This is a genomic window from Kitasatospora sp. NPDC088346 (assembly GCF_044740765.1).
In the GTDB taxonomy this organism is placed as follows: domain Bacteria; phylum Actinomycetota; class Actinomycetes; order Streptomycetales; family Streptomycetaceae; genus Kitasatospora.
In genome coordinates, this window is record NZ_JBIURH010000002.1 from 352,353 (window position 1) to 377,680 (window position 25,328).

Here is a 25,328-nt window from a genome sequence, read left to right on the forward strand (position 1 = left end):
CCGGATGCCCCGCGCGGGCGTCGGGGCGTCAGCCCCGGCGCACCGCCGAGTCCGCCGCGCCGCCGGCCCCGACCGGCCGCAGCCGATCCGCCGCGGTGGCCTTCAACTCCGGTGCCAGTCTGGCGACATCACGCGCGCCGACGGCCGCGATCAGGCTCGGCAGCAGCCACCGCACCGGCTGCATCCCGCGCAGCCAGGCCTGCGCGTAGACGTGCGCGGAACGCCGCTCGATCCCGGCCACCAGCCGGTCCACGGCCGGAGCCAGCGGGTACGTCTTGTTGGCCGGCCACGGCAGCCGGTCCCGCATCTGCCGCAGCACGGTGTCCTGGTCCGCCCCGCGGACCATGTCGGTGTCGGTCCAACTCAGGTACCCGACACCCACCTTGACCCCCTGGTAGGCGACCTCGGCGCGCAGTGAGTGGGCGAACGCCTCGACACCCGCCTTGCTCGCGCAGTACGCCGCCATCAGCGGTGCGGGGGTGATCGCGGCCAGCGAGGCGATCTGCAGCAGGTAGCCGCGGCTCTCCACCAGCGCCGGCAGGAAGGCCCGCGCGGTGACCACGCTGCCCAGCAGGTTGACCTCGATGACCCGGCTGAACGACCGGTGGTCACTGTCCAGCAGCGGCCCGCCGATCGCGATACCCGCGTTGGCCACCACGGTGTCGATCCGGCCGTACCGCTCCCGGACGGCCTGCGCGGTGGCGCTCAGCGCCTCCAGGTCGGTGACGTCCGCCTCCCAGGAGGAGGCGTCCGGCCCGCACTGGGCGGCGACCGCCTTCAGCTCCTCCGGCTCCAGACCGACCAGGGCCACCCGGGCGCCGCGCTGCGCCAGCTTGCGGGCGGTCAGCGCACCGACCCCGCGGGCGGCGCCGGTCACCACCACCACCTGGCCTGCGATCGACGGGCTCATCCGACATCACTCCTCTGCTCGGCGGAAACGAGGTTGACGATGCGCCGGATCTCGCCGGCCACCTCGGCCGGGCGCTCGACCGGGGCCATGTGCCCGACGCCGGGCAGTTCCAGCAGTCCCTGCGGCGAGGGCAGCGCGGCGAGGATCCGGCGGGCGTGCACCGGCGGGGTGAGCCGGTCGTGGGTGCCGACCACCACCGCGGTCGGCACGGCCAGCGCGCCCAGGGCGGCGTTCAGCTCGACCGTCCGCAGCACCTGCGACCAGCCGTACCGGGTGCCGGTCGGGCAGCCGTGCACGACCCGGGCACAGGCCTCGACCTGGTCCGCGGGCGTGCCCGGCCCCATCGTGGCGTACTTGAGCAGCGCCCGGCTGACCGCGTTGACCGGTCCCAGCGGCAGCCGGGACTCCAGGATCAGCCGGTGCAGCAGGCGGCGCAGCCGGACCGGGCGCACGGCGTCGGGCACCACCCGGAGCTCCGCCAGCAGATCGCTCGGCCCGGTGCTGATCAGCACCGCGCCGCCGGTGCGGGCGATCACCTGCGGACGGTCGGCGGCGGCCATCACGGTCATACCGCCCATGCTGTGGCCGGCCAGCACGGCGCGCTCGCCGGCCGGAAGCAGTGCGCCGAGCACCGCCTCCAGGTCGTCGGCCAGCTTGGCGGTCGAGAAGCCGGCCGCGCCCGTCGGCCGGTCGCTGCCGCCGTGGCCGCGCTGGTCGTAGGCGACCACCCGGAGGTCGGCGGCCAACCGGTGGATCACCGGCGCCCAGAACGGCACGGCACAGGTCCAGCCGTGCGCCAGCACCACGGTCGGCGCGCCGTCCGGGCCGAACACCTCGGCGTGCAGCCAGGTGCCGTCGGCCGAACGGACCCGGTGGGTCTCCACCGGCGGGGGCGGCACGTGCGGGTCGACGGTCGCGGGTGTCGCGCTCACGCGGGGACCTCCTCGGCGGCCGGGGCGGTGACGGCCCGCTTGATCAGCTCGTACTCGGACAGGTCGACCCGCCGGGTGGCCCGGCGGAAGGAGCTGGTGGAGCCGGGCCATAGCACGGTGTTGCGGCCGGAGGCGTCCAGGTACCAGCTCTTGCAGCCGCCGGTGTTCCAGACCGTCCGGCGCATCCGGTGCTGGAGTTCGAGGTTCCAGTGCCGCTGCGCCCGGGCGGTGGGCTGGAGGGCGGCGGCGCCCACGGCGTCCAGGGCGGTGAGCGCGTCGACCAGGTAGTTCAGCTGGGACTCGATCATGAGGATCATCGAGCTGTTGCCCAGGCCGGTGTTGGGCCCGATCACGAAGAACAGGTTGGGGAAGCCGTGCACGGTCGAGCCGCGCAGCGCCTCCATGCCGTCCTTCCACTCCTCGGCCAGCGCCCGGCCCCCGATGCCGAAGACCCGCTGGGCGATCGGCATGTCGGTGACGTGGAAGCCGGTGCCGAAGACCACCGCGTCCACCTCGTGCTCGCTGCCGTCCGCCGCGACCAGGGTGGATCCGCGCACCTCGCGCAGGCCTGCGGCGACCACCTCGGTGTTGGCGGCCGCGAGCGCCGGGTAGTACGTGTTGCTGAGCAGGATCCGCTTGCAGCCGATCCGGTAGTCCGGGGTGAGCTTGGCGCGCAGCGCCGGGTCGGACACGCCCCGGGCGATGTGCCGCTCGGCCACCTGCTGGACCAGGCGCAGCGCGCCCGGGCGGCGGACGAAGGCGTCCACCTGGAGCTCGCGCAGCGCGAACAGGGTGGCGCGGCGCAGTGCGCCGGTCGGCGGGATGCGGGTGTGCAGCCACTTCTCGGCGGCGGAGATCTCCCGGTCGGCGCGCGGCAGGACCCAGCCGGGGGTGCGCTGGAAGACGGTGAGCCGGCCGACCGAGGGCTGGATCGCCGGGATGATCTGGGCCGCCGAGGCTCCGGTGCCGACCACCGCCACCCGCTGGCCGGTCAGGTCGTAGTCGTGGTCCCAGCGCGAGGAGTGGAAGACCTTGCCGGGGAAGTTGGCGAGGCCCGGCAGGTCGGGGATCTGCGGGTCGGCGAGCGGTCCGGCCGCGGAGACGACGGCGTCCGCGGTCCACTCGCCCCGGCCGGTGCGGATCCGCCAGCGGGTCGCGTCCTCCTCCCAGCGCAGCTCCAGCACCTCGGTGTCGAAGCGCAGGTGCGGGCGCAGGCCGAAGGTGTCGGCGACCCGCTCCAGGTAGGCGCGGATGTCCGGCTGCCCGGAGAAGCTGCGCGGCCAGTCGGGGTTGGGCGCGAAGGAGAAGGAGTACAGGTGCGAGGGCACGTCGCAGGCGCAGCCGGGGTAGCTGTTGTCACGCCAGGTGCCGCCGACCGAGGAGGCGCGTTCGAGGATGACGAAGTCGGTGATGCCGGCCCGGCGCAGCCGGACCCCGGCCCCGAGGCCGCCGAAGCCCGAGCCGATCACGGCCACCCTGACGTGCGGCGTCTCGGTGGGCGGCGGGGCGGGTGGCTGCTTGCTGCGGGGAACCATGCGGCGGACCTCCTGCGGCGCGACGGGTGGTGCAGGACCATTAAAACCCTGCCAGTAATCACTGGCACGATTGGAGGGTAGCCCTTGCCGCCAGTTCTTGGAAGAAGCCCGACCGCATCGGTTCACCACCGGCCCGCCCTATGCTGGCGACGTGGCTGAGACCGAGGGGACCAAGCAGGACGACACCGGGGCCGCGCGCCGCTACCGGGTCGAGGAACTGGCCGAGGCCGCCGGGATCACCGTGCGCACGCTGCGCTTCTACCGCGAGCGCAAGCTGCTCCAGCCACCCCGCAAGGAGGGCCGGATCGCCTGGTACGGCGAGGAGCACCTGGCCCGGCTGCGGGTGATCGCCGAACTGCTGGACCGCGGCCACGCCCTGGGCGGCATCGCCGAACTGATCGGCGCCGGCGAGAGCGGCCGCGACGTCGCGGAGCTGATCGGGCTGCAGGACGCCATCGTCGCCCCCTGGTCGGACGAGACCCCGGTGCACCTCGACTGGGCGGAGCTGCGGGCCGCCTTCGGCGAGCAGCTGACCGAGGAGAACACCGCCGAGTCGATCGCCCAGGGCTACATCACCGTCGAGGACGACGGCATCACCCACATCAGCCGGCGCCTGATGGACGCCACCATCGCCCTGGTCGACGAGGGCGTACCGCTCGGCGCCGTGCTGGCCGCCAGCCGCACGGCCCAGGAGCACGCCGACGCCATCGCCGAGTCCTTCATCTCGCTGATCGCCGACCAGCTGCTCCCCCCGCTCGACCAGGTCGACCGGCTGACGCCCGACGAGGCCGGCCGGCTGCGCGACCGGATCCTGCGGATCCGGCCCCTGGCCCGGGCGGTGGCGGACACCCAGTTCGCGCTGGCGATGGACCGCCGGGTCCAGGCCGAGTACGAGCGCCTCGGTCGGCACTGAACCCGGCGCCGGCACCCCACGGCCCGAGAGCTTGCCGGTGACACCCGATCAAGTTAGGGTTGCCTAAGCTCCACCGGCCGCAGCGGCCCGCGCCTCCCCGCGCGGGTCGGGGGCCGTCGACTTCGGTGTCCGCGCGAGGGGTCTCGCGGGCACCGGCGAAGCCACGGCTCCGCCCACCCGGTGACGGTCCATCGGGCGGGCGGAGCCGTCGGCGTTCCCGGGCCGCCTGTGGGGCGGCGGCGGAGCCTGCGTCAGATCAGGCCGTTGACGGCGGCGAAGCCGGTGCCCGGCCACATCGCGTAGCCGCTGCCGCTCACCGTGCCGTTGCCGTTGCCCGCCCACTGGAGCAGCTGGCCGTCGGAGAGCTTCCCGGCGATGTCCGCCTTGCCGTCGCTGTTGAAGTCACCCGCCACCAGGTCACTCACCGCACCGAAACCCGTCCCCGCGAACATCGCGTACCCGCTGCCGCTCACCGTCCCGTTGCCGTTGCCCGCCCACATCAGCAGCTGACCGTCCGACAGCTTCCCCGCGACGTCCACCTTGCCGTCGTTGTTGAAGTCCGCCGCCACCATGTCGCTCACCGCACCGAAACCGGTGCCCGCGAACATCGCGTTCCCCGCGTTCCCGTTCACCGTCCCGTTCCCGTTGCCCGACCACATCAGCAGCTGACCATCCGACAGCTTCCCGACGATGTCCGCCTTGCCGTCACCGTTGAAGTCACCCGCCAGCAGCCCGCTCACCGCACCGAAACCCGTCCCCGGCCACATCGCGTACCCGCTGCCGCTGACCGTGCCGTCACCGTTGCCCGCCCACATCAGCAGCTCACCGTCCGACAGCTTCCCCGCGACGTCCGTCTTCCCGTCACCGTTGAAGTCCGCCGCCACCATGTCGCTCACCGCACCGAAACCCGTGCCCGCGAACATCGCGTTCCCCGCGTTCCCGTTCACCGTCCCGTTCCCGTTGCCCGACCACATCAGCAACTGCCCGTCCGACAGCTTCCCGGCGATGTCCGTCCTCCCGTCGCCGTTGAAGTCCACCCGGGAGAGCGAGCCGACCGGCGAGTCGTCGACGACCTTGTTGTAACGCAGCGCCTTGTAGTCGCCGTTGGGGTGGGAGTCGAAGGTGGCGGCGTTGATGGAGATGCCGGTGACGTGCTTCACCGGGGTGGAGCCGAAGGAGTAGTAGGAGAACTTGGTGTGCGCGGCGTCGTCCCACTGGTCGAAGAGGATGACGTGGTCGTTGTAGCTGTTGAGGATGTCACCGGCCTTCAGGTCGGCGCGGGAGATCTCGTACGAGTAGCCGGGCAGGCCCTGGGTGTTGGGGCTCGCGCCGAGGTGCCAGGCCATCGAGACGTAGCCCGAGCAGTCGGTGCGGTAGTTGCGGCCGGAGGAGTCGGCGTAGCTGCCGCCCTGGTTGTAGGGGATGGACTTGCCCAGCCAGTACTGGGCCCGGGCGATGATCTCGCTGCGGGTGATCTGGCCGTCCACCGAGGAGGAGGAGGCGTGTGCGGCGGTGGCGGTGAACGCCGTGGTGGCGATCGCGCCGGAGGCGGCGATGGAGGCGGCGAGAGCGAGCCGGACGACCTTGGAGACCTTCGAAGACATGGCGATACCCCGGAACGGCGAGAGCGAGTGATGGGATGCGGCCGACGCGGCTGCCCTGCAGGAGCAGCCGAACTCAGCGATCGCAGGGGGCTTTCGGCCGCTGTTCCCGGCCCGCCTCCCTGGCGGCGATCACTAGCTTCGTCGCAGCTCAACCCGGGTGGAAGGGGTCCGCGCGGGACGGAAGAGGCCGTGGCCGGATCCGTCCGGGCCCGGCCTCCCCCACCGCCCTCCGACCGTCGGCGGCCACGGCCTCCGGGGGTGTCGGGACTTACGGACCGTCGGTGCGCCGTCGTAGGTTGACCGGATGGATCTTTCCGGGGCCCCGCAGCAGCAGATGGACCGCAAGGCGCTCGCCGCCGCCTCGACCACGGTGGTGCTGTGGGCCTCCGCGTTCGTCGCGATCCGTGGTGCGGGCGAGCACTTCGGGCCGGGGGCGCTGGCGCTGGGGCGCCTGCTGGCGGGGTCGGTGGCGCTGGTCGTCCTGCTCGCCGTGCGCGGGGAGGGGGTGCCGCCGCGCGCGGCCTGGCCGGGGATCGCGGTCTCCGGGGTGCTGTGGTTCGGGGCGTACATGGTGGCCCTCAACTGGGGCGAGCAGCAGGTGGACGCGGGCACGGCGGCGATGGTCGTCAACATCGGGCCGGTGCTGATCGCCCTGATCAGCGGCAAGGTCCTGGGCGAGGGGTATCCGCCGCGGCTGCTGGCCGGCATGGCGGTCTCGTTCGCGGGGGCGGTGGTGGTCGGTCTGTCGATGTCGGGCGGCGGCGGGAGTTCGCTGCTGGGGATCGCGCTCTGCCTGCTGGCGGCGGTCACCTACGCGGGCGGCGTGGTGGCCCAGAAGCCCGCGCTGCGGCACGCCTCGCCGCTCCAGGTCACCACGTTCGGCTGCCTGGTCGGCACCGCCGCCTGCCTGCCGTTCTCGGTCCAACTGGTCGACCAGGTCGGGCGGGCGCCGCTGTCGGCCACCCTCGGGGTGGTGTACCTGGGCCTGTTCCCGACCGCGTTGGCGTTCACCACCTGGGCGTACGCGCTGGCCCGCACCACCGCCGGGAGGATGGGCGCCACCACCTACGCGGTGCCGGCGCTGGTGGTGCTGATGGCCTGGGCGGTGCTGGGTGAGGTACCGGCCCTGCTGACGCTGGCCGGCGGTGCGCTGTGCCTGGCCGGTGTGGCGGTCTCCCGCCGCCGCTGAGGGCTCCGCGCGGCGGCGGCCCCCGGCGGCGGCGGGGCGTTCAGATCTCGCAGCCCGCGGCGAAGCCCACGAAGGACCGCCATGCCTCGGTGCCGACGACCAGGCTCGGGCCGTCCGGATCCTTGGAGTCGCGGACCGGTACGACCCCACTGCTCAGGAAGGTGCGTGCCATCTCGATGCACAGACCGCCATTACCGCCGCTGTAACTGCTTTTCTGCCACTCGGCCAGTTCCAGATCGACGTTCATCCGTGTACTCCTCATGTGTTCGGCAACATGAATGGCTGCCCTCCTCCGCCCCCTGCGGCCTGTCCCTGAGGGCCCTTTCAGCTCTCCTCGGCCCGGGCTTGCTGGGTGTGTTCCCGGGCCGCGGTGTCGATCAGGGCCAGCGATGCCGCGGGTGTCAGGGCATCGGCCCTGGCCAGATCGAAGGACAGTTGGCACTTGCGAACGGTTGTCACGTCTTCCACCAGGATGGCGGCGTGCGGCCCTTCGATGTAGGCCATGTCGGGGCTGCCGTCCGCGAAGGACATCAGGCTCATTACACCTTCCAGCAGAGCGTGCGGGCCTTGTTTGATCGGAAGGATCTGGACCACGGCCAGGTGCGACCGGATCAGTTCGCCCAGGAACCGCAACTGGTCGGACATGACGCCATGCCCGCCCGCCGGTCTGATCAGGGCCGCCTCGTCGGTGAGCCACCACAACAGCGGCCTTGTTGGACTGCCGAGCAGGTGCTGGCGCCCGAGCCGGTTCCTGACCTGCGCCTCCACCTCCTGCTCGTCGGCCACCGGCATCGCCGACCGGAACACCGCGCGCATGTAGCCCTCGGTCTGCGCCAGGCCGGGAATGAAGTTCCCCGAGTACTCGGAGACGGCGCAGGCCCGCCGCTCCAACTCCGCGTACATCCGGAAGTAGTGCGGAAAGGAACTACGGGTGATGTGCGGCCACCAGCGCCCGAAGATTCCGCCGGTGTCGAGCGCCCCGTCAAGTCTCTGTGCGAACTCCTTGCTGGGGAGGCGCCGTCCGGTCTCCACCTGTCCCACCAGGGAACCGGTGTAGCCGAGGACTTCTCCCAGGGCTTCCTGGCTGAGCCCGGCGGCTGTTCGGAATCGGCGCAACTCCGCGCCGAAGAGTGCCTGCATCGATTCGGAGGGGTCGAGTTCTCGCGGGTTCGGCATGGACGGCCCCGGTCTGTCACTTGCGGTGTTGGACTTCCTGCTCTGGCGATCGTAACGCTGTGTCGCCAGGCTGTAACAGAAATCACCCCAAGTCAGGAGATCCGCGATGGACGAACCGGCAGGCGTCGACGGCTTGCTCCGGAAGCAGCGGGACGGGGCTCGCCGGGCGAGTGCGATGACGATCCGGGTGTACCGGCTGACGCCGCACGGCGAGCCCAGCACCCTGTCCCGGTCGACCGTCCGGACCGACGAGGCGTCACGCGACCCGCTGCGCTGGGGAGACTGCCGCTGTCCGCGCTGCCGCGGGCATCAGTCCGCGGACAACTGACCACCGCCGCCCGGGGATCGCCGGGCGGTGCGGAGCGGCCGGGAGAGCAGGCCGCCGATCCCGGCCGCGAGGACGGCGGCCGCGCACAGCAGGGTGGCCGCGGCGGCGCCGGCCGTGTCGGCGTACGCCCCCAGGGCGTTGTTGGCGAGCACCAGGGCCAGGCTCTGCACCAGCACCAACAGGGCCTGGGTCCGGGCCAGATGGCCGGTGGGGACGCCGTTCAGCACCAGCGGACCGATCTGGCAGGCGAACAGCCCGGAGCCCGCCCCCGCGACGGCCGCACCGGCCACCGCCCCGGCGACGGCCGGCGCCGCGGCCACCAGCGCGAGGCCGGCGGCCGCGGCACACAGCCCGAGGGCCGCCCCCGTGCCCGCCCGGCGCACCGAACCGTAGCGGGTGACCAGCAGCGCCACGGTGACCGTCCCGAGCCCCTGGCCGCCCGCGACCAGTCCGGCCGCGCCCGCGCCCCAGCCTCGTTCCCGCGCCAGCAGCGGGTTGAGCAGCGACACCACCGGCAGCAGGAACCCGGCGGCGACGGCCGTCAGGGCCAGCGCGTGCCGCAGCACCGGCGACCCGATGACCGGCCGGAGCCCGGCGGCGATGCTCCGCCACAGGCCCTCCCCGCGCACCGGCCGCCCGCCGGACGGGACGGGGTCGGCCGGCCGGACCTTCAGCAGCACCAGCAGAACGACCGCGAAGGTGCCCGCGTCGGCCGCCGCCGCACCGGTCGGTCCGCCGGCGGCGACCAGGGCCGCGCCGAGGGGCGCTCCGAGCAGGCCGGCGAGCTGGCCGGCGGCCTGCCGGGCGGCCAGCGCCCGCGGGAGCGCGTCCGGCTCGACCAGCAGGCGGGGCACCGCCCCGGCGGCCGGCAGGTAGAACGCGTCCACCGTGCCGATCACGGCGGCGGCCAGGACCAGGAGCCACGGCGGGGCTCCCGCGCCGAAGCCGGTGACCGCGAGCGCGCCGGTGACCGCCAGCATCACGGCGTCCCCGGCGATCATCACCCGCCGGGCGCCGAACCGGTCCCCGACCGCACCGCCCGGCAGCAGCAGCACCGCGCGCGGCACGGTGACGGCCGTCAGCACCAGCGCCGCCGTCCCGCCGCCGTACCCGCCGGCCGCCCAGCCGAGCGCGAAGTACAGGACGGCGTCGCCGAGCAGCGAGGCGGCGGTGCCGGCGAGCCACAGCAGGTACGGGCGGGGGAGGGACGGCCGGCGGGGGGCGGCCGGCGGGGTGTCGAGGAGGGCCATGGCGGCCGACCCTAGGAGCCTCGACCTGGTCGAGGGCAAGGCGAGGGCCCCCGGCCCGAGGCTTGAGCCCTCAGCCCTCAGCCCTCAGCCCTCAGCCCTCAGCCCTCAGGCTTCCAGGCGGCGGACGCGTTCCTCGTCGCCGGTGCGCGGGCAGGTGACGCAGGCCTGGTCGGGGCGGACGGCGTAGTAGAGGCAGCAGCCGGCCCGGGTGCGGGTCCAGTGGGTGCGGCCCCCGGTGCCGGTCAGGCGGCGGAAGTCGGCGGCGCCCGGGAAGGGCGGGGTGTCGCCGGGCAGCAGGGCGGCCGCGGTCTCGACCGCGTGGTCCTCCTCGCCGAGCAGCTTGCCGAGGTGGCAGATGCCGGAGACCAGGTCGTCGGCGGCCATCCCCCACAGCGCGCGCGGGCCGCGCTTGACGAGCGGCTGGAAGGCGGCGAGCACCGGCCCGAGGTGGTCGGCCACCGCCCTGCGCAGCTCCGCCTCCCCGCCGGCCGCCCACCGGCCCGGACGCAGCGCCAGCCGGCCGTCGGCCGGGGCGATCCACAGGTCGGTGGCGCGCAGGTCGGGGACCTGGCCCTCCAGGTACCAGGGGCCGCTGACGAGCAGCGAGACCGACCAGAGGTAGTGGTGCAGGGCCCGGGAGGCCGCGACGTGGGTCCGCGGTGCGCGGCCGTGCTCGGCCTCGATCCGGGCGCTCTCGCCGGCCACCAGCTCCCCCACCGAGCAGGCCAGGGTGTCGGCCCGGCGCCAGCGCGGGCCGGTCATCGGCCGGCTGGTGAGCTCGACGCGGAGGGCGCCGTCGCAGGCGGCGCGGAGAAGCCGATAGGTCTCGGACAGTTCGTCCGTCCGGTGACACTGATCGGCCGTCAGCTGGAGCATCAGGACTCCCGGCAAGGGATAAGGTGAGGCTTACCTTGATCCACAACTGACGGTGCGTCCGCTCAGTCGAGGGGTCGAAGCCACAACTTGACGAGATAAGGTTCGCCTAACCTAACATGCGGTCCGTGCTGACAACCGCCCAGCCGGAGACGGCAACTCCGACGAGTGACGCCGAGGTGGCCGTTCGGCCGCCGATACCGCGGCCCGCACCCCGGTCCACGGCGCCGCACGGGCCGGCGGGACGCCCCCGGCGCGGCCACCGCGCACCGGCCGGCCCGACCGGCATTCGGCGGCGGACGGCGGTGTGACGGTGGGCCATCCGGGTGAAGAACACAAGGTCACCCCCGGGTCGGGCCGACCGGGACCACCACCCGCACCACCCGGCTCCCGATGCCACCCGCGCCCCACCCGCCACGCCCGTCGACCACAGCGAGGACCATGAATGCGGCTCTACCTGCTCGCCCTGAACCCCACCGACTCCGTCACCCTCGGTTTCCTGCCCGCCGCCGCCCGGCTCGGACTGACCGTCACCGTCCTCACCGACGACCCCCGGCGGCACCGTGAGGCCTACGCCGGGCTGGAGTCCGTCCCCGAGGTGCTGGAGTGCGCGGTGCACGACTTCCGCGAGGTGGTCGCCCTGATCTCCCGGCACGCGCCGCCGGACGCGGTGTTCAGCAACAGCGACCACCTGCAGACCCAGACCGCCCTGGCCGCCGCGTACTTCGGGCTCCCCGCCAAGGACTGGCGGGCCGCCCTGCGGACCAAGAACAAGGGCGAGCTGCGCCGCCACCTCGCGGCGGCCGGCCTCGACACCGCCTGGTCCGCCGAACTCGCCCCCGGACAGGGCCCGGCCGAACTCGACCCGCCGTACCCCTGCGTGGTCAAACCGCGCGAGGGGGTCGCCAGCGAGGACGTCGCGCTGGTCGCCGACGCCGCCGAACTCCGCGAGCGGTGCGCCGGGATCCGGGCCCGCAGAACCGGCGCCGCCCTGGTCGTCGAGGAGTTCCTGCCCGGGCAGCTCTACACCCTGGAGACCCTCGGCGACGGCACCGTCCGGCACGTCCTCGGCGGCTACCGCACCACGCTCTCGGCGCCGCCGCACTTCGTCGAGGAGGTCCTGGAGTTCGTCCCGGCCCACCCGGCGCCGGTGGAGGCGCAGGTGCTCGCCCAGCTGGACGCCCTCGGGGTCGGGCTCGGCGCCTGCCACACCGAGTTCGTCGTCCAGCCGGACGGCCGGGCCCGGCTGATCGAGGTCAACTACCGCGCCATCGGCGACCACTGCGACCTGCTGCTCGAACGGCTGCTGGAGATCCCGTACTTCGAGCTGGTGCTGCGCGCCCACCTCGGCGAGCGGCTGCCCGCCGACCTCGGGCTGCGCACCGACCGCCGGGCCCGGATCGAGGCGGTCTGCGCCGGGCACGCCGGCACGCTGACCGCGGCGCCGGGGCCGGTCGAGCAGGACCGCGCCGGCGTCCGGCTGGGCTACCGGCCGACCCGCCCCCTCGGCGAACGGCACGAGCACTACCGCACCAACCGCGACTACCTGGGCCTGGTCTGGGCGATCGGACCCGACCAGGACGCGGCGGACCGGGCCGTCGCCGGGTTCCTCGCCGCCAACCGCTGGGAGATCGCACCGTGACCGAGGCCGAGTCGCTGACCCTGCGGGTGCTCAGCGCGCTGCTGCGCGAGGACGTGGTCGCGCTGCGCAGCGCCGGCGTGCCCGAGCAGCGCACGGACGGCACCTGGCTGCGCTCCGGCACCCTGGCACTGCCGGTCGCCGAGGACGGCTACCAGAGCGAGTACGCCGCCAGGCTGCCGCTGCTGGAGTCCGGGGGCCGCCTGCTCACCACGCTGCCGGAGATCCTCGCCCGGGTGGCCGAACTGGCCGACCCGCAGGACCGCCCCGGCCACCTCGACTTCGCCGAGGAGTGCCGCCAGACCCTGGCCACCATGCGGCTGCACGCGGCCTCCCGCGCCGAGGTGACCGGCCGGCTCGCCGACCGGTACGGCCCCGACACCGCCGACTGGACCGGCCCGGCGGCGTCCCTCGCCTTCGACACCCTCGCCGCCTACCTGGATCACCCGGTCTACCCCACGGCGCGCGGCCGGTCCGGCCTGAGCGAGGGCCAACTGCGCCGCTACGCACCCGAGTTCCACCCGGTCTTCGCGCTGCGCTGGCTGGCCGTCCCGGAGCGGCTGCTGACCGTCCACGGAACGGGGCAGCTGCCCTCCTGGTGGCCGAGCTCCCGGCAGCTGGGCCTGCGGCCGGGCCTGGCCGTGCTGCCCGTCCACCCGCTGACCGCCGCCCACCGCCCGGACCTCCTGGTGCCCGGCGCCGTCCTCGCCGAGGACCCCCGCCTCGACGTGCTGCCCACCCTCTCGATGCGGACCGTGGCCGTCGCCGCGGACCCGGCCTGCCACCTCAAACTCCCGCTCGCCACCGCCACCCTGGGCCTGCGCAACCGCCGCACCATCAAGCCCGGCACGCTCACCGACGGCGCCGCCGGGCAACGGCTGCTGGCCGCCGTCGTCGCCCGCGAACCACGCTTCGCCGGACGGGTGCTGCACGCCGACGAGCAGCGCTGGGCGCACGCCGGCCACGAACTGCTCGCCGTCCTGCTGCGCCGGTACCCGACCGGCCTGTCCGGCGCCGTCACGGTGTCGCTCGCCGCCCTGACCGCCACCGCGCCGGACGGCCGGCTGGTCGCCGACCAGCTCGCCGACCGCTTCTACGGTGGATCGGTGCTCGACCTCTACCGCGACCTGCTGGCCCTGCTGCTGGACTGGCAGACCACCCTCTTCGGCCACGGCATCGCCCTGGAGTCGCACCAGCAGAACACCTCGCTGGTGCTGGACCGCCCCGGCGGCCGCACCCGGCTGCGGCTGCTCCTCAAGGACAACGACGGCCCACGCGTCAACACCGCCCGGCTCGGCGAACTCGGCAGGATCGCCCAGGAGTTCGACGACCGGCGGATCCTCGGCGAGGACGACTCGGCGCTCACCGACCTGTTCACCACCATCACCGCCCACCTGTGCACCGCCGCCCCCGCCTTCGCCCTGGCCGCCCACGGCCGGGCACCGCTGGACCAGACCCTCGGCCTGCTGCGCACCGCCCTCACCGAGGCCGTGGACCGCCTCGGGCCGGCCGGCGAACCGCTGCGCACCCGGCTGCTCGACGCCGAGCACCTCCCGGTCAAGGCCATGGTCACCGCGGGCACCCTGCTCAGCAAGGAGCGCTCCGGCGCCGCCGACATCAACAAGCACTACACCACCGGCCCCAACTACCTCCGCCGCCCAGGGATTCAGCGGTGACCGCCGAGGGCGCCGGCACCCGCCGCGCCCTCCCGGCAGCCCTTGCACGTCCGACCCGCAGGAGCCAACGATGACGACCCCCCGGACCCTCCGTCCGCAGCACCGCCACGCCCGGTCGGTGGCGCCCACCGCCCTGCCCACCGCCGAGCACGCCGTCGCGCACACCCTGCTCAACTGCCTGCTGCGCGAGGTCTCCGGACCCGAGCACCAGACCGCCGTCACGGACGGCCGCCTCCTCCTGCGGCTGCCCCGGACGGGCGTGGAGCTCAGGGCCACCCTGCGCCGCACCTCGCTCACCGGCGCGCACCGCTTCACCGGGCCGGTCCTGGAGGAGACCCCGGACGGCCGCCGCGAACTGGGCTGGCGCGAGCTGGCCGAACGGGTGCAGGCCGAACTCACCCTGCGCAGCGGCCTGCGCAACCCCGAGTTCCTCAGCCAGCTCGCCTCCAGCCACGCGGGCGTCGCCGCGGCGCTCACCGACCGCCCCTCCCCCGGCCCCGACCGGTACCTGGAGTCCGAACAGGCCCTGCTGTTCGGCCACCGCTTCCACCCCGCGCCCAAGTCCCGCACCGCCGAACGCGGTTCCTGGTCCGACTACGCGCCCGAGGCCCGCGCCGCGTTCCCGCTGCACCACCTCGCGGTCCGCGCCGACCTGTTCGCCGAGGAGAGCTGCGAGGAGAGCGCCGGCGCGCTGCTGGACGGGCTGCGCCCGGTGCCGGACGGCTACCGGCTGCTGCCCGCACACCCCTGGCAGTACGAGCTGCTGCGCGAGAACCCGCTGCTGCGCGCCGCGATCGGGCGCGGCGAGGTGCTGGACCTCGGCCCGGGCGGCCGGCCGTTCACCCCCACCGCGTCCGTCCGCACCCTGGCCGGCGCCGGGGCCTTCCTCAAGTTCAGCCTGAACGTGCGGATCACCAACTGCCTGCGCAAGAACGCCGCGTACGAGCTGACCGGCGCCGTGGCGCTCACCCGCCTGCTGGCCGACCCGCTGGCCGACCTGGCCCGCCGCTTCCCGCACGCCGCCGTGCTGCGCGAACCCGCCTACCGCACGCTCGCCCTGCCCGGAACGGACGGCACCCCGGACACCGCGCTGTTCGAAGGCCTCGGCGTGATCGTCCGCGAGGGCACCGCGGTGCGGCTGCGCCCCGGGCTCACCCCGCTGCTGGCGGCCGCCGTCGCGGACGAGTACCCGACCAGCTCGGCCCACATCTCGGTACTGCTGGACGGCGCCGGCCCGCACCGGGCCCGCCAGTGGTGGGCCGAGTACCTGCGGCTGCTGGTGCCGCCGGTGCTGGCCGCCTACTTCGACCACGGCGTGGTCCTGGAGCCGCACCTGCAGAACGTGCTGATCTGCGTGGACGCCGCGGGCCGCCCGGCCCAGGTGCTGTTCCGCGACCTGGAGGGCACCAAGCTGCTGCCCGAACGCAACGGCGCGCTGCTCGCCGCGCTGCCGCCCGAGGTGGCCGGCCCGATCGCGTACGACGCCCGGCGCGGCTGGGACCGGGTGGTCTACTGCCTGCTGGTCAACCACGTCGCCGAGCTGCTGGCCGCCCTCGCCGACCGGTACCCGCAGCTGGAGGCCGTCCTGTGGACGGAGGTCCGCGCGGTGCTGGCCGAGTACGCCGCGGCGCACGGCCGCCCGGCCCGGCTGGGCGCCCTGCTGGCCGGCGGGCCGCTGCCCGCCAAGGCCAACCTGCTGACCCGCTGGGAGCGCCGCGCGGACCGGGAGGCGGGCTACGTCCGGCTGCCCTCGCCGCTCGCCGAGCCCGTCCCGGCCGGGCCCCCGCACGCCGACCCGCCGCACACCGGCGCCCCGCACACCGGCGCACGGCCCGCCACCGCGCTGCCGGCCGCCCGGCGCCGGCAGGGGGCGCTGCGGTGAGCGGCCAGGTGCTGCGCGCGGCCGACGCGCTCACGGCCGAGCAGCTGCCCGCCTTCCTCTACGACCTGCCGGCCCTGCGCGCACACGCGGCGGCCGTCCGGGCGGCGCTGCCGGAGCGGGTCGAGCTGTACTACGCGGCGAAGGCCAATCCGGCGCCGCCGCTGCTGACCGCCCTGCGGGGCGCGGTCGACGGCTACGAGGTCTCCTCCGCGGGCGAGTTGGCACACGTCCGGGCGGCCGTCCCGGACGCGCCGCTGGCCTTCGGCGGCCCCGGCCGGACCCCGGCCGAGTTCGCCGCCGGGCTGGCGGCCGGGGTGCACCGCTGGCACGTCGAGAGCGAACGGGACCTGCACCTGCTGGCCGCCGCCGCGACCGGCCCGGTCGACCTGCTGCTGCGGGTCAACCTGCCGGTGGCACCGGGCACCCTGGACTCGGTGGCGCTCGCGATGGGCGGGCGGCCCACCCCGTTCGGGCTCGACCCCGACCGGGCCGCGGCCTGCCTGGAGCTGCTCACCCGGCCGGAGTACGCCCGGCTGCGGCTGCGCGGGGTGCACGCCCACCTCGCCAGCGGGCTGGCCGCGGCCGAGCAGCTCGCCCTGGCCGAACGGGTGGTCGAATGGTCCGGGTCGCTGGCCGCCCGGCACGGTCTCGCCCTGGAGGAGGTCAACATCGGCGGCGGCATGGCGGTGGACTACGCCGACCCCGTCGCCCGCTTCGACTGGACGGCCTTCGGCGAGGGTCTGGCGAAGCTGCTGGACCGCCGTCCGGGCCTCACCCTGCGGATCGAGCCCGGCCGGGCGCTGACCGCCTACTGCGGCTGGTACGCGACGGAGGTCCTGGACGTCAAGCACAGCCACGGCGAGGACTTCGCGGTGCTCGCCGGCGGCACCCACCACCTGCGCACCCCGGCCACCCGGGGCCACGACCAGCCGTTCACCGTCCGCCCGGTCGCCGCCTGGGCGCACCCGTGGCCGCGGCCGGCCGTCACCACCGGCCGGGCCACCCTGTGCGGGCAGCTGTGCACCCCCAAGGACGTGCTGGCGCACCGCACCCCCGCCGCCGGGCTGCGTGCGGCCGACCGGGTGGTCTTCGCCATGGCGGGGGCCTACGGGTGGAACATCTCGCACCACGATTTCCTGATGCATCCTCACCCCGGCTTCCACTTCCTGGAGGGCGGCGAGGACTGACCGGGCGCCGCCGCACCGGCGCGCCCACCCGAGAGGAGCCCGGCCGTGGACTGGAAGCTGGAGGTCGTGGTGGTGCCCGTCGTCGACCTGGACCGTGCCAAGCACTTCTACGTGGAGCAGGTCGGCTTCGGCCTGGACCACGATACCAGGATCGGCGAGCACGGCCGGGTGATCCAGCTGACCCCCCGGGGCTCGGGCTGCTCGGTGGTGCTGGGCGAGGGCATCCCGCAGTCCGCGCCGGGCTCGCTGCGCGGGCTGCAGCTGGTCGTGGACGACGTGGCGGCGGCCCACGCGGAGCTCGCCGGCCGGGGTGTGGACGTCACCGAGGTCCGGCACCTGGGTGCCGACGGGAAGTGGGTGCCCGGGCCCGGCGAGCCGTGGAACTCCTTCGTCTTCTTCGAGGACCCGGAGGGCAACAGCTGGGCCGTCCAGGAGCGTCCCGCCGGCTCCTGACGCCCCCGTCCCGGACGGCCCGCCCCGGACGGCCCCGGGAGGGTCCCGCCGCAGGTCCGCGCCGTATGACCGTGCGAGAGTGGTACCCGGTGAAAGGAGCGGTCAGGTGCTGATGGAGAAGGTGGCGGAGATCCTCGCCGAGGCGTCAGCCGAGGCGGTGGAGCCCCGGTTCCGGGCCCTGGCGACCGGCGAGGTGATGGAGAAGGCCCCCGGCGAGGTGGTGACGGTCGCCGACCGGGAGGCCGAGCTGATCATCGCCCGCCGGCTGCGGGAGCTGCTGCCCGTCCCGGTGGTCGGCGAGGAGGCCGTCTCCGCCGACCCGGCGCTCGCCCGGGCGCTGCTCTCCGAGCCCGCCGTCTGGCTGGTCGACCCGATCGACGGCACCTCCAACTTCGTCGCCGGCCGCCCGGAGTTCGCGGTGATGGCGGCACTGGTCCGGGACGGCCGCACGGTCGCGTCCTGGATCTGGCAGCCGGCCACCGGAACGGCCTACACCGCCGAGCTGGGCGCGGGCGCCTGGCGGGACGGTCACCAGATCACCCGGGGCCCCGCCGCCGGCCTCCCGGAGAAGTGGCACGGGCTGCTGAAGAGCCGCTTCCTCGACCCGACCCTCCACCACCAGCTGCACACCAGGGCGCGGGCCTTCGGCCGGATGGACGAGGGCCTGCGCTCGGCCGGCATGGAGTACCCGCTGCTGGCCGACGGCGGCCTCGACTTCATCCTCTACTGGCGGACCCTGCCCTGGGACCACGCCCCCGGCTCGCTCCTGGTCACCGAGGCGGGCGGGGTCTCCGCCCGCCTGAGCGGGACGCCGTACCGGCCGGAACCGCCCGGCTGCGAGGACGGCCTGCTGGTCGCCGCGGATCCCGCCCTGTGGGAGCGGGCCCGCGACATCCTCCTGGGCCTCGACGGCTGAACCCGGCTACCAGATGACCGGGAGCCGCTCCGGGAGCCGCTTGATGAAGCCCGGGCGCCAGGCCAGCTGCTCGGCGGGCAGTGCCAGCCGCAGCTCCGGCAGGCGCTCGACCAGGGCCGTCAGGGCGATCTCCGCGTGGGTGCGGCCCAGCGCGGAGGCCGGGCAGAAGTGCCGGCCGGCCCCGAAGGCGAGGTGCGGGTTGGCCGGGCGGTCGAAGTCGATCCGCTCCGGATCGGGGAACACCGCGGGGTCGTGGTTGGCCCCCTCGATCAGCACCAGCACCAGCTCACCCTCCTTCACCAGCACCTCGCCGACCTGCACGTCCGCCAGCGCGAGCCGGGGCAGCGCGTCGCCGATCGACAGGTTGTGGCGCAGCAGCTCGTCCACCGCCCGGCCGATCACCGCGGGCTCCTCCCGCAGCCGCCGGGCCAGCTCCGGCCGGCGGGCCAGCGCGATGACGGCGTGCAGCAGGAAGGCCGAGGTGGAGACCGCGCCCGCGCCGAACAGCGAGAGCGCGACGGTGGCCAGCAGCTCGTCGTCGACGCGGGGGATGCGCTCCTCGGCGGACGGATCGGTCGGGTGGACGGCCCGCCGGGCGGGGCGGCGGGCCGGGAGGAGGTCCGGGGACGTGGGCTCAGGCGGCCACGGGCTGGGGCACGGCGGCCGGCCGGACCACGGCGTAGCCCTGGTCGGGCACCGCGCGCAGGCCCTGGCCGGGGCCGAACAGAACCGCGGTGAGCGGGAGTTCGACGTGGTAGCAGGCGACCGAGGAGGTCACCCCGAGCAGCGCCGGGGTGTCCAGGAAGAACGGCAGCTCGGCGGCGATGTAGTCGACTCCGGCCGCCAGCTGGGCGGGTGTGGGCCCGCCGCCCTCGGCCAGCGTGCCGTGCAGGAAGCCGCGGGCCATGCCCTCGGTGGCGGCGCGCAGCACCGGATCGGCGTCCAGGGCGGCCAGCACGGCCGTGTGGAGGCGCCGGTAGGCGGGCTGCGGGGTGAAGTCGGAGAGCGCGTGGGTGCGGACGCGGTCCGGGCCGGTCTCCTCCACGGCGCGGCGGATCCGGCGGGCGGTGGCCTTGACCTCCTTGGCGGCCCGGCGTTCGGCCTGGTCGGCCGGGTGGCCGCCGGCCCGGAACTGGGCGGCGACGTGCAGGTCGGCGTGGACCACGTCGATCCGTTCGAAGAAGGCTCTGCCCCAGCGGATGAGGTCGGCGAGCCGCTGGTGGCTGAAGTAGCCGCTGCCGGGGCTGACCCCGATCAGGAGGTGGTCGCCGCGGTCGAAGACCGTCCGGCAGCGCGCCGAGTACGGGACGGCCTCGAAGGTGTCCGGCGGGGCGGCCGGAAGGGTCTCGGTCAGCAGGGTCGGGTCGGAAGGGTTCGGGTCGGAAGGGTTTCGCTCATAACCGCGGCCTCCGCGTCGCAGGGCTGGGTCCACCGGCCGGCGGCGGCCGGGCCCGGTGGAGGGGTCGGGGCGGTGCAGGGTGCATGAGGCGGTGCAGGGGTGACCGATGACGGTGCGGGAGAGGGGGGTGGTGCGGGGGGTGTGGTGCGGATGCCGCGGCGTGCGGAGCCGGGCCGTGATGCGGCCGGCGGGCGACGGGGAGCGGCGGGGAACACCGGGCCGGGGCAGGGTGCCGCGCCGGACCGGCGGAGGGGTGACGCTGAGGGGCCGGGCTACCGGCCGGAGACGGACCTACCCGGTCGGACCGGGGGCCGGTGTGACGCCCCGGGGCGGCAGGCCGCAGTGACCGCACGGAATCGGCGGCACATGGTGGATCTCCCTTGCGCCGCTAGTCCCTGGGTGCCGTGTGCTCCCGGTGTGGCGGCGGCTACCCGAAGTTATCGCTGTGCTTCCGCTCCCCCGTAAGCCGAGCCCCGGGGTTGGCGGGAAATCGCCCCGCTACGGCCGGAATCGGCTGGACGGATTGCCGGAAGGTATGTCCACAAAGGCTTCTGGGTCACCGGCCGCCACGGGCCGGGAACGGCGCGCGCCGCTCGTGTCCCCGTGTGTTTTCCTCCAGGCGGACCCGCCACCGACCTGCGGGTTCCTGTGTCACCGGCCAATTCCCGACGCGCCGCCGAACTGTTCCTCGGCCCGCCCGGCGCGCACGACGGCGGAGAGGATCCGGGTGGTGTCGGCCGCCGTGGTGTGCGGATTCAGCAGGGTGAGTTTCAGCCGGACCCGGCCCGGCCCGTCGCCCGGTAGTTCGGTGCGGCCGACCACCGCCCGCCCGTCCCGCAGCAGGGCCCGCCGCAGCCCGGCGTTGACCCGGTCGGCCGTCGCCGGGTCGCCGTCGGCCGGCCGGTAGCGGAACACCACGGTGGTCAGCACCGGCTCGCAGTGCAGTTCCAGGGCCGGTTCCGCGCGGACGGCGGCCGCGGTCGCGCGGGCCAGGTCGTGGCAGGCGTCGACCAGCCGGCCGAGCCCGTCCCGGCCCAGGGTGCGCAGGGTGACGGCGAGTTTGAAGCCGTCCGGGCGGCGGGTGGTGCGCAGCGAGCGGCCGAGCAGGCTGGGGTAGCCGGCCCGCTCGTCGTCGAGCGGGTTGAGGTACGCCGCGTGGCGGGCCAGCGAGGCGTAGGTCTCGGCGCGCGCGGCGAGGAAGACGCCGGCGGCGGCCGGCTGCCAGCCGAGCTTGTGGAAGTCCAGCGAGACGGAGTCGGCGCGGGCGATGCCGTCGAGCAGCGGGGCGAGCCGGCGGGAGAGCAGGGCGCCGCCCCCGTAGGCGGCGTCCACGTGCAGCCGGGCGCCGTGCCGGGCGGCCAGGTCGGCCGCCCGGTGCAGGGGGTCGACGGCGCCGGTGTCGGTGGTCCCGGCGGTGGCGACCACGGCGATCGGGGTGCGGCCGGCGCGTACCGCCGCGGCGAGCGTGTCGGCGAGGGCCGCCGGGTCCATCCGCAGCTCGCGGTCGACCGGGACGGTGAGGACCGCGCGTTCGCCGAGGCCGAGCAGGGCGGCGGCGCGCTGCACCGAGAAGTGGGCAGCGCGGGAGGCGACGATCACCGGGCGGACCCCGGCCGGCAGGCCGTCCAGCTCGACCCGGCCGCCGAGGACCGCGTCCCGGGCGAGCATCAGGGCCAGCAGGTTGGACTCGGTGCCGCCGGAGGTGACCACGCCGGCCGCCCGGTCGGCCGGGAATCCGACCAGCTCGGCCAGTTCCGCGAGCAGTTCGGTCTCGAAGACGGTGGCGGCCGGGGCCTGGTCCCAGGAGTCCTGGGAGGGGTTGAGCGCGGAGACGGCGAGGTCGGCGGCGACGGCGACGGCCAGCGGCGGGCAGTGCAGGTGGGCGGCGCAGGCGGGGTCGGCCGGGTCGGCGCTGCCCTGGGCGAGGTGGACGGTCAGCCGGAGCAGGGCGTCGGGGTCGGGCTCGTCGCGGCCGTGCCGCAGCACCCCGGCGAACTGCTCGGCGAGCCGGTCCGGGGGCCCGGCCGGGATCGGGCCGGAGCGCTGTCCGGCGCCGGTGGCCAGGGCGGTGAGCACCAGGTCCAGCAGCGGGCCGAGGGCGGCGGGGCCGGCGGCTCCGCCGGAGAGCGCGGTCGGGTCGTTCACCGCCGGGGTCCGGCCGCGGCGGTCTCGACGGCCTCGCAGAGCCGGTCGAGCACCGCCTCGGTCTGCTCGTCGCCGATGGTGAGCGGCGGGAGCAGGCGCAGCACGGCGTCGTGGCGGCCGCCGAGTTCGACGATCAGGCCGCGTTCCAGGCAGGCCTCGCGGACCCGGATCGCGAGCTGCGGGTCGGGCGGCAGGGCGCCGCAGCTGTCCGGCTCGCCGTCCGGGTCGACCAGTTCGACCCCGATCATCAGGCCGCGGCCGCGGACGTCGCCGACGGCCGGCACCCGGGCCTTGAGCCCGTCCAGCCGGGCGGTGATCCGGGCGCCGACCAGTTCGGCGCGGGCCACCAGGCCGTTGGCCTCGACGTACCGCAGGGTGGCCGCGCCGGCCGCCATGGCGAGGGTGTTGCCGCGGAAGGTGCCGGTGTGGGCGCCGGGCCGCCACCCGTCGTACTGCTCGCGGTAGACCACCACGGCCAGCGGGAGGCTGCCGCCGATCGCCTTGGAGAGCACCATCGCGTCCGGCACGATCCCGCTGTGCTCGACGGCCCACATGGCGCCGGTGCGGCCGACGCCGGTCTGTACCTCGTCGACGATCAGCGGGATGCCGCGCTCGGCGGTGATCCGCCGCATCTCGCGCAGCCAGCCGTCGGGGGCGGGCACCACGCCGCCCTCGCCCTGGACGGCCTCCAGGATCATCGCGGCGGGCGGCACCACGCCGCCGGAGGGGTCGTCCAGCAGCCGTTCGGTGTACGCGGCCGACAGCTCGGCGCCGCGCTCGCCGACCCCGAACGGGCAGCGGTACGGGTACGGGTACGGCAGCCGGGTGACCTCACCGCCGCCGGGCAGCGGTGCCTTGACGGCGACGTTGCCGGTGACGGCCAGCGCGCCCGCCGTCATGCCGTGGTAGCCGCCGGTGAAGGCGAGTGCGCCGCGCCGGCCGGTGGCGGTCTGCATCAGCTTGAGCGCCGCCTCCACCGCGTCGGTGCCGGCCGGCCCGCAGAAGTGGATCCGCGCGCCGGCGGCGAACGCGGGTGGCAGGCTGGCGAACAGGGCGGTGGTGAAGTCGTCCTTCTCCGCGGTGGCGAGGTCCAGCAGGTGCAGCGGTGCGCCGCTGTCCAGGGTGCGGCGGATCGCCTCCAGCACCACGGGGTGGTTGTGCCCGAGGGCCAGGGTGCCGGCGCCGGAGAGGCAGTCGAGGTAGCGGCGGCCGTCGGCCCCCTCGACGGTCATCCCGTTGGCGCGGACCGGGACGATCGGGAAGGACCGGGCGTACGTCCGGGCGGCCGACTCGCGGATGCGCTGGCGGCGCAGGATCGCTTCGCCGGCGGGGACGGCGGTGTCGACGGTGGGGCTCACGGGCTGGCTCCCTCATGGTTAGGTAAGCCTAAGTTTACTGGTGGCAGCCGCGCGGCCGCGCACCGCCACCGGACTCCCCCGACCGGACGGCGCCGCACCCGCCCCGGCAACGACCGGATCAACGACCGCGACACCGATCGGACACGGCCCGGCGTCCAGGGTCCGGCGCGGACGGGCGGGAGCCCGGGCGGGTTGGCTACGCTGTCGGCGGGCGACCCAGGGAGGGCGGAGCATGTCGGACGCAGCGGAACGGTCCCGCACCCGCGAGTTCTTCGCCGCCCGGGCGGCAGGCTGGGACGCGAAGTTCCCCGACGACGGGCCGCGCTACGCCCAGGCCATCGCCGAACTCCGCCTCGACGCTGGACAGTTCGTCCTGGACGCGGGCTGCGGCACCGGACGGGCCCTGCCGCTGCTGCGGGCCGCCGTCGGACCGCGCGGGACGGTCCTGGGGGTGGACCTGACGCCCGAGATGGTCGAGCTGGCCCGCGCCCACCGGCGGCACGCCGCCGTCCTGGTGGCCGACTGCACCCGGCTGCCGCTCGCCGACGCCGGCGTCGACCTGGTCTTCGGCGCCGGTCTGATCTCCCACCTGCCCGGCCCCGGCACCGGCCTGCGCGAGCTCGCCCGGGTCACCCGCCCCGGCGGCCGCCTCGCGCTCTACCACCCGGTCGGCCGGGCCGCCCTGGCCGCCCGGCACGGCCGCCGGATCACGCCGGACGACCTGCGGGCCGAGCCCAACCTCCGCCCGCTGCTGGCCGGCTGCGGCTGGCGGCTGACCGGCTACACCGACACCGACACCGACGAGCGCTACCTCGCGGTCGCCGTCCGGACGCACGACGACCGGACCCACGACGACGACTGAGCGAAGGGCCGGACCGACGACGACCGGGGGACGACGACCGGGCGCCCCGGCCCGCCGGTCCGGGGCGCCGAACCCCGCCCGCGGGCGCCTCAGATCTCGGCGCACCCGCTGACCGCCCAGGCGAGCCCGGTGGCCGGGTCCTCCAGGGTGAGGTGCAGGTAGCGGAGCTCGTCGGCCGGCTCGCTCCAGGTGAAGCACCGCAGCCGGGCGACCAGGGCCTCGATCTCGGCCCGGGCCGGCCGAGCGGTGCCGGTCATCGCGGCCAGCACCCGCCAGAGGGCCAGCCGACCGTGGGCCGCGCCGGTGGAGGGGTGCTCGGAGCCGACCCGGACCAGCGCCGGATAGGCGGCGGTGAACGGCAGGTGCCCGCCGATGACCCGGCCGGCGGGGGCCGTCCTGGCCGCCGCGTCGGGGCCCGTGCCGCGGACGCAGGACACCGTGGCCCACGGGGCGAGGGTGGCGAGCAGCCGGGTGGCCGCCTGGCCCGGGACCAGCTCGCCCGCCCCCGGCAGCCGGACCGGCCCGAGCCCCTCGCGGGTGGCGGGCAGCGCCGGCGGGACGCGCAGCGCACCGCCGTTGCCCAGGTACTCGGGGACCAGCCCGCCCTCCTGACGCCCGGCCGCCTCCCAGGCGGCGAGGACCAGCGGGACGCCCTCCGGGTCGGGCTCGGCCTCGGCCGAGAGGTCCTCGCCGAGCAGCACCCGGGTGTGCGTGACCAGCCGCCGGATGGGTTCCGGGTCGAGCAGTGGCGCGAGCCGGCGCCAGGAGTGGCGGGTGGCCAGCACCTCCCACAGCGGCCCGGCGTCGTGGTCGGCGGGGCCGGCGGCGGTGTCCGGGCCGCCGTCCCCGTCGAACAGCCGGGCGGCCAGCTCGGGCGGCGCCCCGTAGGCGATCAGGTGCCCGAACGGCGCCGCCTCGGCAACTCCCACCGCCGGGCCGTGCAGCGCCACGGCCGCCGCCCGGGTGCGTCGGTAGGCGCCGAGCAGCTCCGTCCAGCGGCCCTCGTCGGCCAGCGCTGCCAGCCTGCGGTGCTGATAGGTGATCACATTTTGAGCGTACGTCGCCGGTCGCCGCATCGGGCCGACGGTACGGCTGACCGGT

At 75.2% G+C, this 25,328-nt stretch carries 23 protein-coding genes; 10 read left to right on the forward strand and 13 right to left on the reverse strand.

Annotation, left to right across the window (positions count from 1 at the left end; translation table 11 throughout):
• Window positions 1–28: 28 nt before the first annotated feature.
• The 3 genes from ACIOFR_RS05165 to ACIOFR_RS05175 are packed head-to-tail and all read right to left on the reverse strand — an operon-like array spanning window position 29 to window position 3,377.
• Window positions 29–910 (reverse strand): SDR family oxidoreductase, encoded by an 882-nt coding sequence (locus ACIOFR_RS05165; protein ID WP_400992562.1) that lies wholly within the window; start codon window positions 908–910, stop codon window positions 29–31.
• On the reverse strand, window positions 907–1,842 hold the full coding sequence (locus ACIOFR_RS05170; RefSeq protein ID WP_400992564.1) for an alpha/beta fold hydrolase: 936 nt from the start codon (window positions 1,840–1,842) through the stop codon (window positions 907–909). Before ACIOFR_RS05170 ends, ACIOFR_RS05165 begins: the two co-directional genes overlap by 4 nt.
• Window positions 1,839–3,377 carry a flavin-containing monooxygenase gene (locus ACIOFR_RS05175; protein ID WP_400992565.1) on the reverse strand — a complete coding sequence of 513 codons (1,539 nt, stop codon included), beginning with the start codon at window positions 3,375–3,377 and terminating at the stop codon, window positions 1,839–1,841. The genes ACIOFR_RS05170 and ACIOFR_RS05175 overlap by 4 nt, the downstream gene beginning before the upstream one ends.
• Window positions 3,378–3,528: 151 nt before the next feature.
• On the opposite strand from ACIOFR_RS05175, the gene ACIOFR_RS05180 reads away from it, so the two are divergent.
• A complete protein-coding gene (locus ACIOFR_RS05180; RefSeq protein ID WP_400992567.1) occupies window positions 3,529–4,290 on the forward strand; it encodes a MerR family transcriptional regulator in 762 nt (253 codons plus the stop codon).
• Between the two features lie 251 nt (window positions 4,291–4,541).
• Here the strand turns inward: ACIOFR_RS05180 and ACIOFR_RS05185 are convergent, their stop codons facing one another.
• Window positions 4,542–5,894: an FG-GAP-like repeat-containing protein gene (locus ACIOFR_RS05185; RefSeq protein ID WP_400992569.1), complete on the reverse strand. Its 1,353-nt coding sequence runs from the start codon at window positions 5,892–5,894 to the stop codon at window positions 4,542–4,544.
• Window positions 5,895–6,198: 304 nt separating this feature from the next.
• Between ACIOFR_RS05185 and ACIOFR_RS05190 the strand changes: the two genes are divergently transcribed.
• Window positions 6,199–7,083: a DMT family transporter gene (locus ACIOFR_RS05190; protein ID WP_400992570.1), complete on the forward strand. Its 885-nt coding sequence runs from the start codon at window positions 6,199–6,201 to the stop codon at window positions 7,081–7,083.
• A gap of 40 nt (window positions 7,084–7,123) precedes the next feature.
• Here ACIOFR_RS05190 and ACIOFR_RS05195 read toward each other — a convergent pair whose 3' ends face one another.
• Both ACIOFR_RS05195 and ACIOFR_RS05200 read right to left on the reverse strand, forming a co-directional pair.
• Window positions 7,124–7,330: a DUF397 domain-containing protein gene (locus ACIOFR_RS05195; protein ID WP_400992572.1), complete on the reverse strand. Its 207-nt coding sequence runs from the start codon at window positions 7,328–7,330 to the stop codon at window positions 7,124–7,126.
• A gap of 77 nt (window positions 7,331–7,407) precedes the next feature.
• On the reverse strand, window positions 7,408–8,259 hold the full coding sequence (locus ACIOFR_RS05200; protein ID WP_400992573.1) for a Scr1 family TA system antitoxin-like transcriptional regulator: 852 nt from the start codon (window positions 8,257–8,259) through the stop codon (window positions 7,408–7,410).
• Window positions 8,260–8,365: 106 nt separating this feature from the next.
• Here ACIOFR_RS05200 and ACIOFR_RS05205 point away from each other — a divergent pair, with 106 nt between their 5' ends.
• Window positions 8,366–8,587: a hypothetical protein gene (locus tag ACIOFR_RS05205; protein ID WP_400992575.1), complete on the forward strand. Its 222-nt coding sequence runs from the start codon at window positions 8,366–8,368 to the stop codon at window positions 8,585–8,587.
• Here ACIOFR_RS05205 and ACIOFR_RS05210 read toward each other — a convergent pair.
• Window positions 8,569–9,837 (reverse strand): MFS transporter, encoded by a 1,269-nt coding sequence (locus tag ACIOFR_RS05210; protein ID WP_400992577.1) that lies wholly within the window; start codon window positions 9,835–9,837, stop codon window positions 8,569–8,571. The two genes, ACIOFR_RS05205 and ACIOFR_RS05210, sit on opposite strands and share 19 nt — an antisense overlap.
• Window positions 9,838–9,942: 105 nt before the next feature.
• Window positions 9,943–10,713 (reverse strand): (2Fe-2S)-binding protein, encoded by a 771-nt coding sequence (locus tag ACIOFR_RS05215; protein WP_400992579.1) that lies wholly within the window; start codon window positions 10,711–10,713, stop codon window positions 9,943–9,945.
• Between the two features lie 442 nt (window positions 10,714–11,155).
• Here ACIOFR_RS05215 and ACIOFR_RS05220 point away from each other — a divergent pair, with 442 nt between their 5' ends.
• The 6 genes from ACIOFR_RS05220 (at window position 11,156) to ACIOFR_RS05245 (ending at window position 18,463) form a co-directional block, all read left to right on the forward strand.
• Window positions 11,156–12,352 (forward strand): acetyl-CoA carboxylase biotin carboxylase subunit family protein, encoded by a 1,197-nt coding sequence (locus ACIOFR_RS05220; protein ID WP_400992581.1) that lies wholly within the window; start codon window positions 11,156–11,158, stop codon window positions 12,350–12,352.
• Window positions 12,349–14,025, forward strand: coding sequence for an IucA/IucC family protein (locus tag ACIOFR_RS05225; RefSeq protein WP_400992582.1), 1,677 nt, complete (start codon window positions 12,349–12,351; stop codon window positions 14,023–14,025). Before ACIOFR_RS05220 ends, ACIOFR_RS05225 begins: the two co-directional genes overlap by 4 nt.
• A gap of 70 nt (window positions 14,026–14,095) precedes the next feature.
• On the forward strand, window positions 14,096–15,907 hold the full coding sequence (locus ACIOFR_RS05230; protein WP_400992584.1) for an IucA/IucC family protein: 1,812 nt from the start codon (window positions 14,096–14,098) through the stop codon (window positions 15,905–15,907).
• Entirely contained in the window at window positions 15,904–17,094 is a 1,191-nt protein-coding gene (locus ACIOFR_RS05235) for a type III PLP-dependent enzyme (protein ID WP_400992586.1), read from the forward strand. The genes ACIOFR_RS05230 and ACIOFR_RS05235 overlap by 4 nt, the downstream gene beginning before the upstream one ends.
• A 45-nt stretch (window positions 17,095–17,139) precedes the next feature.
• Window positions 17,140–17,547 (forward strand): VOC family protein, encoded by a 408-nt coding sequence (locus ACIOFR_RS05240; RefSeq protein WP_400992588.1) that lies wholly within the window; start codon window positions 17,140–17,142, stop codon window positions 17,545–17,547.
• A 112-nt stretch (window positions 17,548–17,659) separates the two neighbouring features.
• A complete protein-coding gene (locus tag ACIOFR_RS05245) occupies window positions 17,660–18,463 on the forward strand; it encodes an inositol monophosphatase family protein (RefSeq protein ID WP_400992821.1) in 804 nt (267 codons plus the stop codon).
• Between the two features lie 6 nt (window positions 18,464–18,469).
• Here ACIOFR_RS05245 and ACIOFR_RS05250 read toward each other — a convergent pair whose 3' ends face one another.
• The 4 genes from ACIOFR_RS05250 to ACIOFR_RS05265 form a co-directional block, all read right to left on the reverse strand.
• Entirely contained in the window at window positions 18,470–19,015 is a 546-nt protein-coding gene (locus ACIOFR_RS05250; RefSeq protein WP_400992822.1) for a cytochrome P450, read from the reverse strand.
• 82 nt (window positions 19,016–19,097) lie between these two features.
• Window positions 19,098–19,895: a tRNA-dependent cyclodipeptide synthase gene (locus ACIOFR_RS05255; RefSeq protein WP_400992590.1), complete on the reverse strand. Its 798-nt coding sequence runs from the start codon at window positions 19,893–19,895 to the stop codon at window positions 19,098–19,100.
• 618 nt (window positions 19,896–20,513) lie between these two features.
• Window positions 20,514–22,007 (reverse strand): pyridoxal phosphate-dependent decarboxylase family protein, encoded by a 1,494-nt coding sequence (locus tag ACIOFR_RS05260; RefSeq protein WP_400992591.1) that lies wholly within the window; start codon window positions 22,005–22,007, stop codon window positions 20,514–20,516.
• Entirely contained in the window at window positions 22,004–23,365 is a 1,362-nt protein-coding gene (locus ACIOFR_RS05265; RefSeq protein WP_400992593.1) for a diaminobutyrate--2-oxoglutarate transaminase family protein, read from the reverse strand. The genes ACIOFR_RS05260 and ACIOFR_RS05265 overlap by 4 nt, the downstream gene beginning before the upstream one ends.
• Before the next feature lie 232 nt (window positions 23,366–23,597).
• Here ACIOFR_RS05265 and ACIOFR_RS05270 point away from each other — a divergent pair, with 232 nt between their 5' ends.
• Entirely contained in the window at window positions 23,598–24,227 is a 630-nt protein-coding gene (locus ACIOFR_RS05270; protein WP_400992595.1) for a class I SAM-dependent methyltransferase, read from the forward strand.
• A gap of 89 nt (window positions 24,228–24,316) precedes the next feature.
• Here ACIOFR_RS05270 and ACIOFR_RS05275 read toward each other — a convergent pair whose 3' ends face one another.
• Window positions 24,317–25,273 carry a hypothetical protein gene (locus ACIOFR_RS05275; RefSeq protein ID WP_400992597.1) on the reverse strand — a complete coding sequence of 319 codons (957 nt, stop codon included), beginning with the start codon at window positions 25,271–25,273 and terminating at the stop codon, window positions 24,317–24,319.
• Window positions 25,274–25,328: the final 55 nt, after the last annotated feature.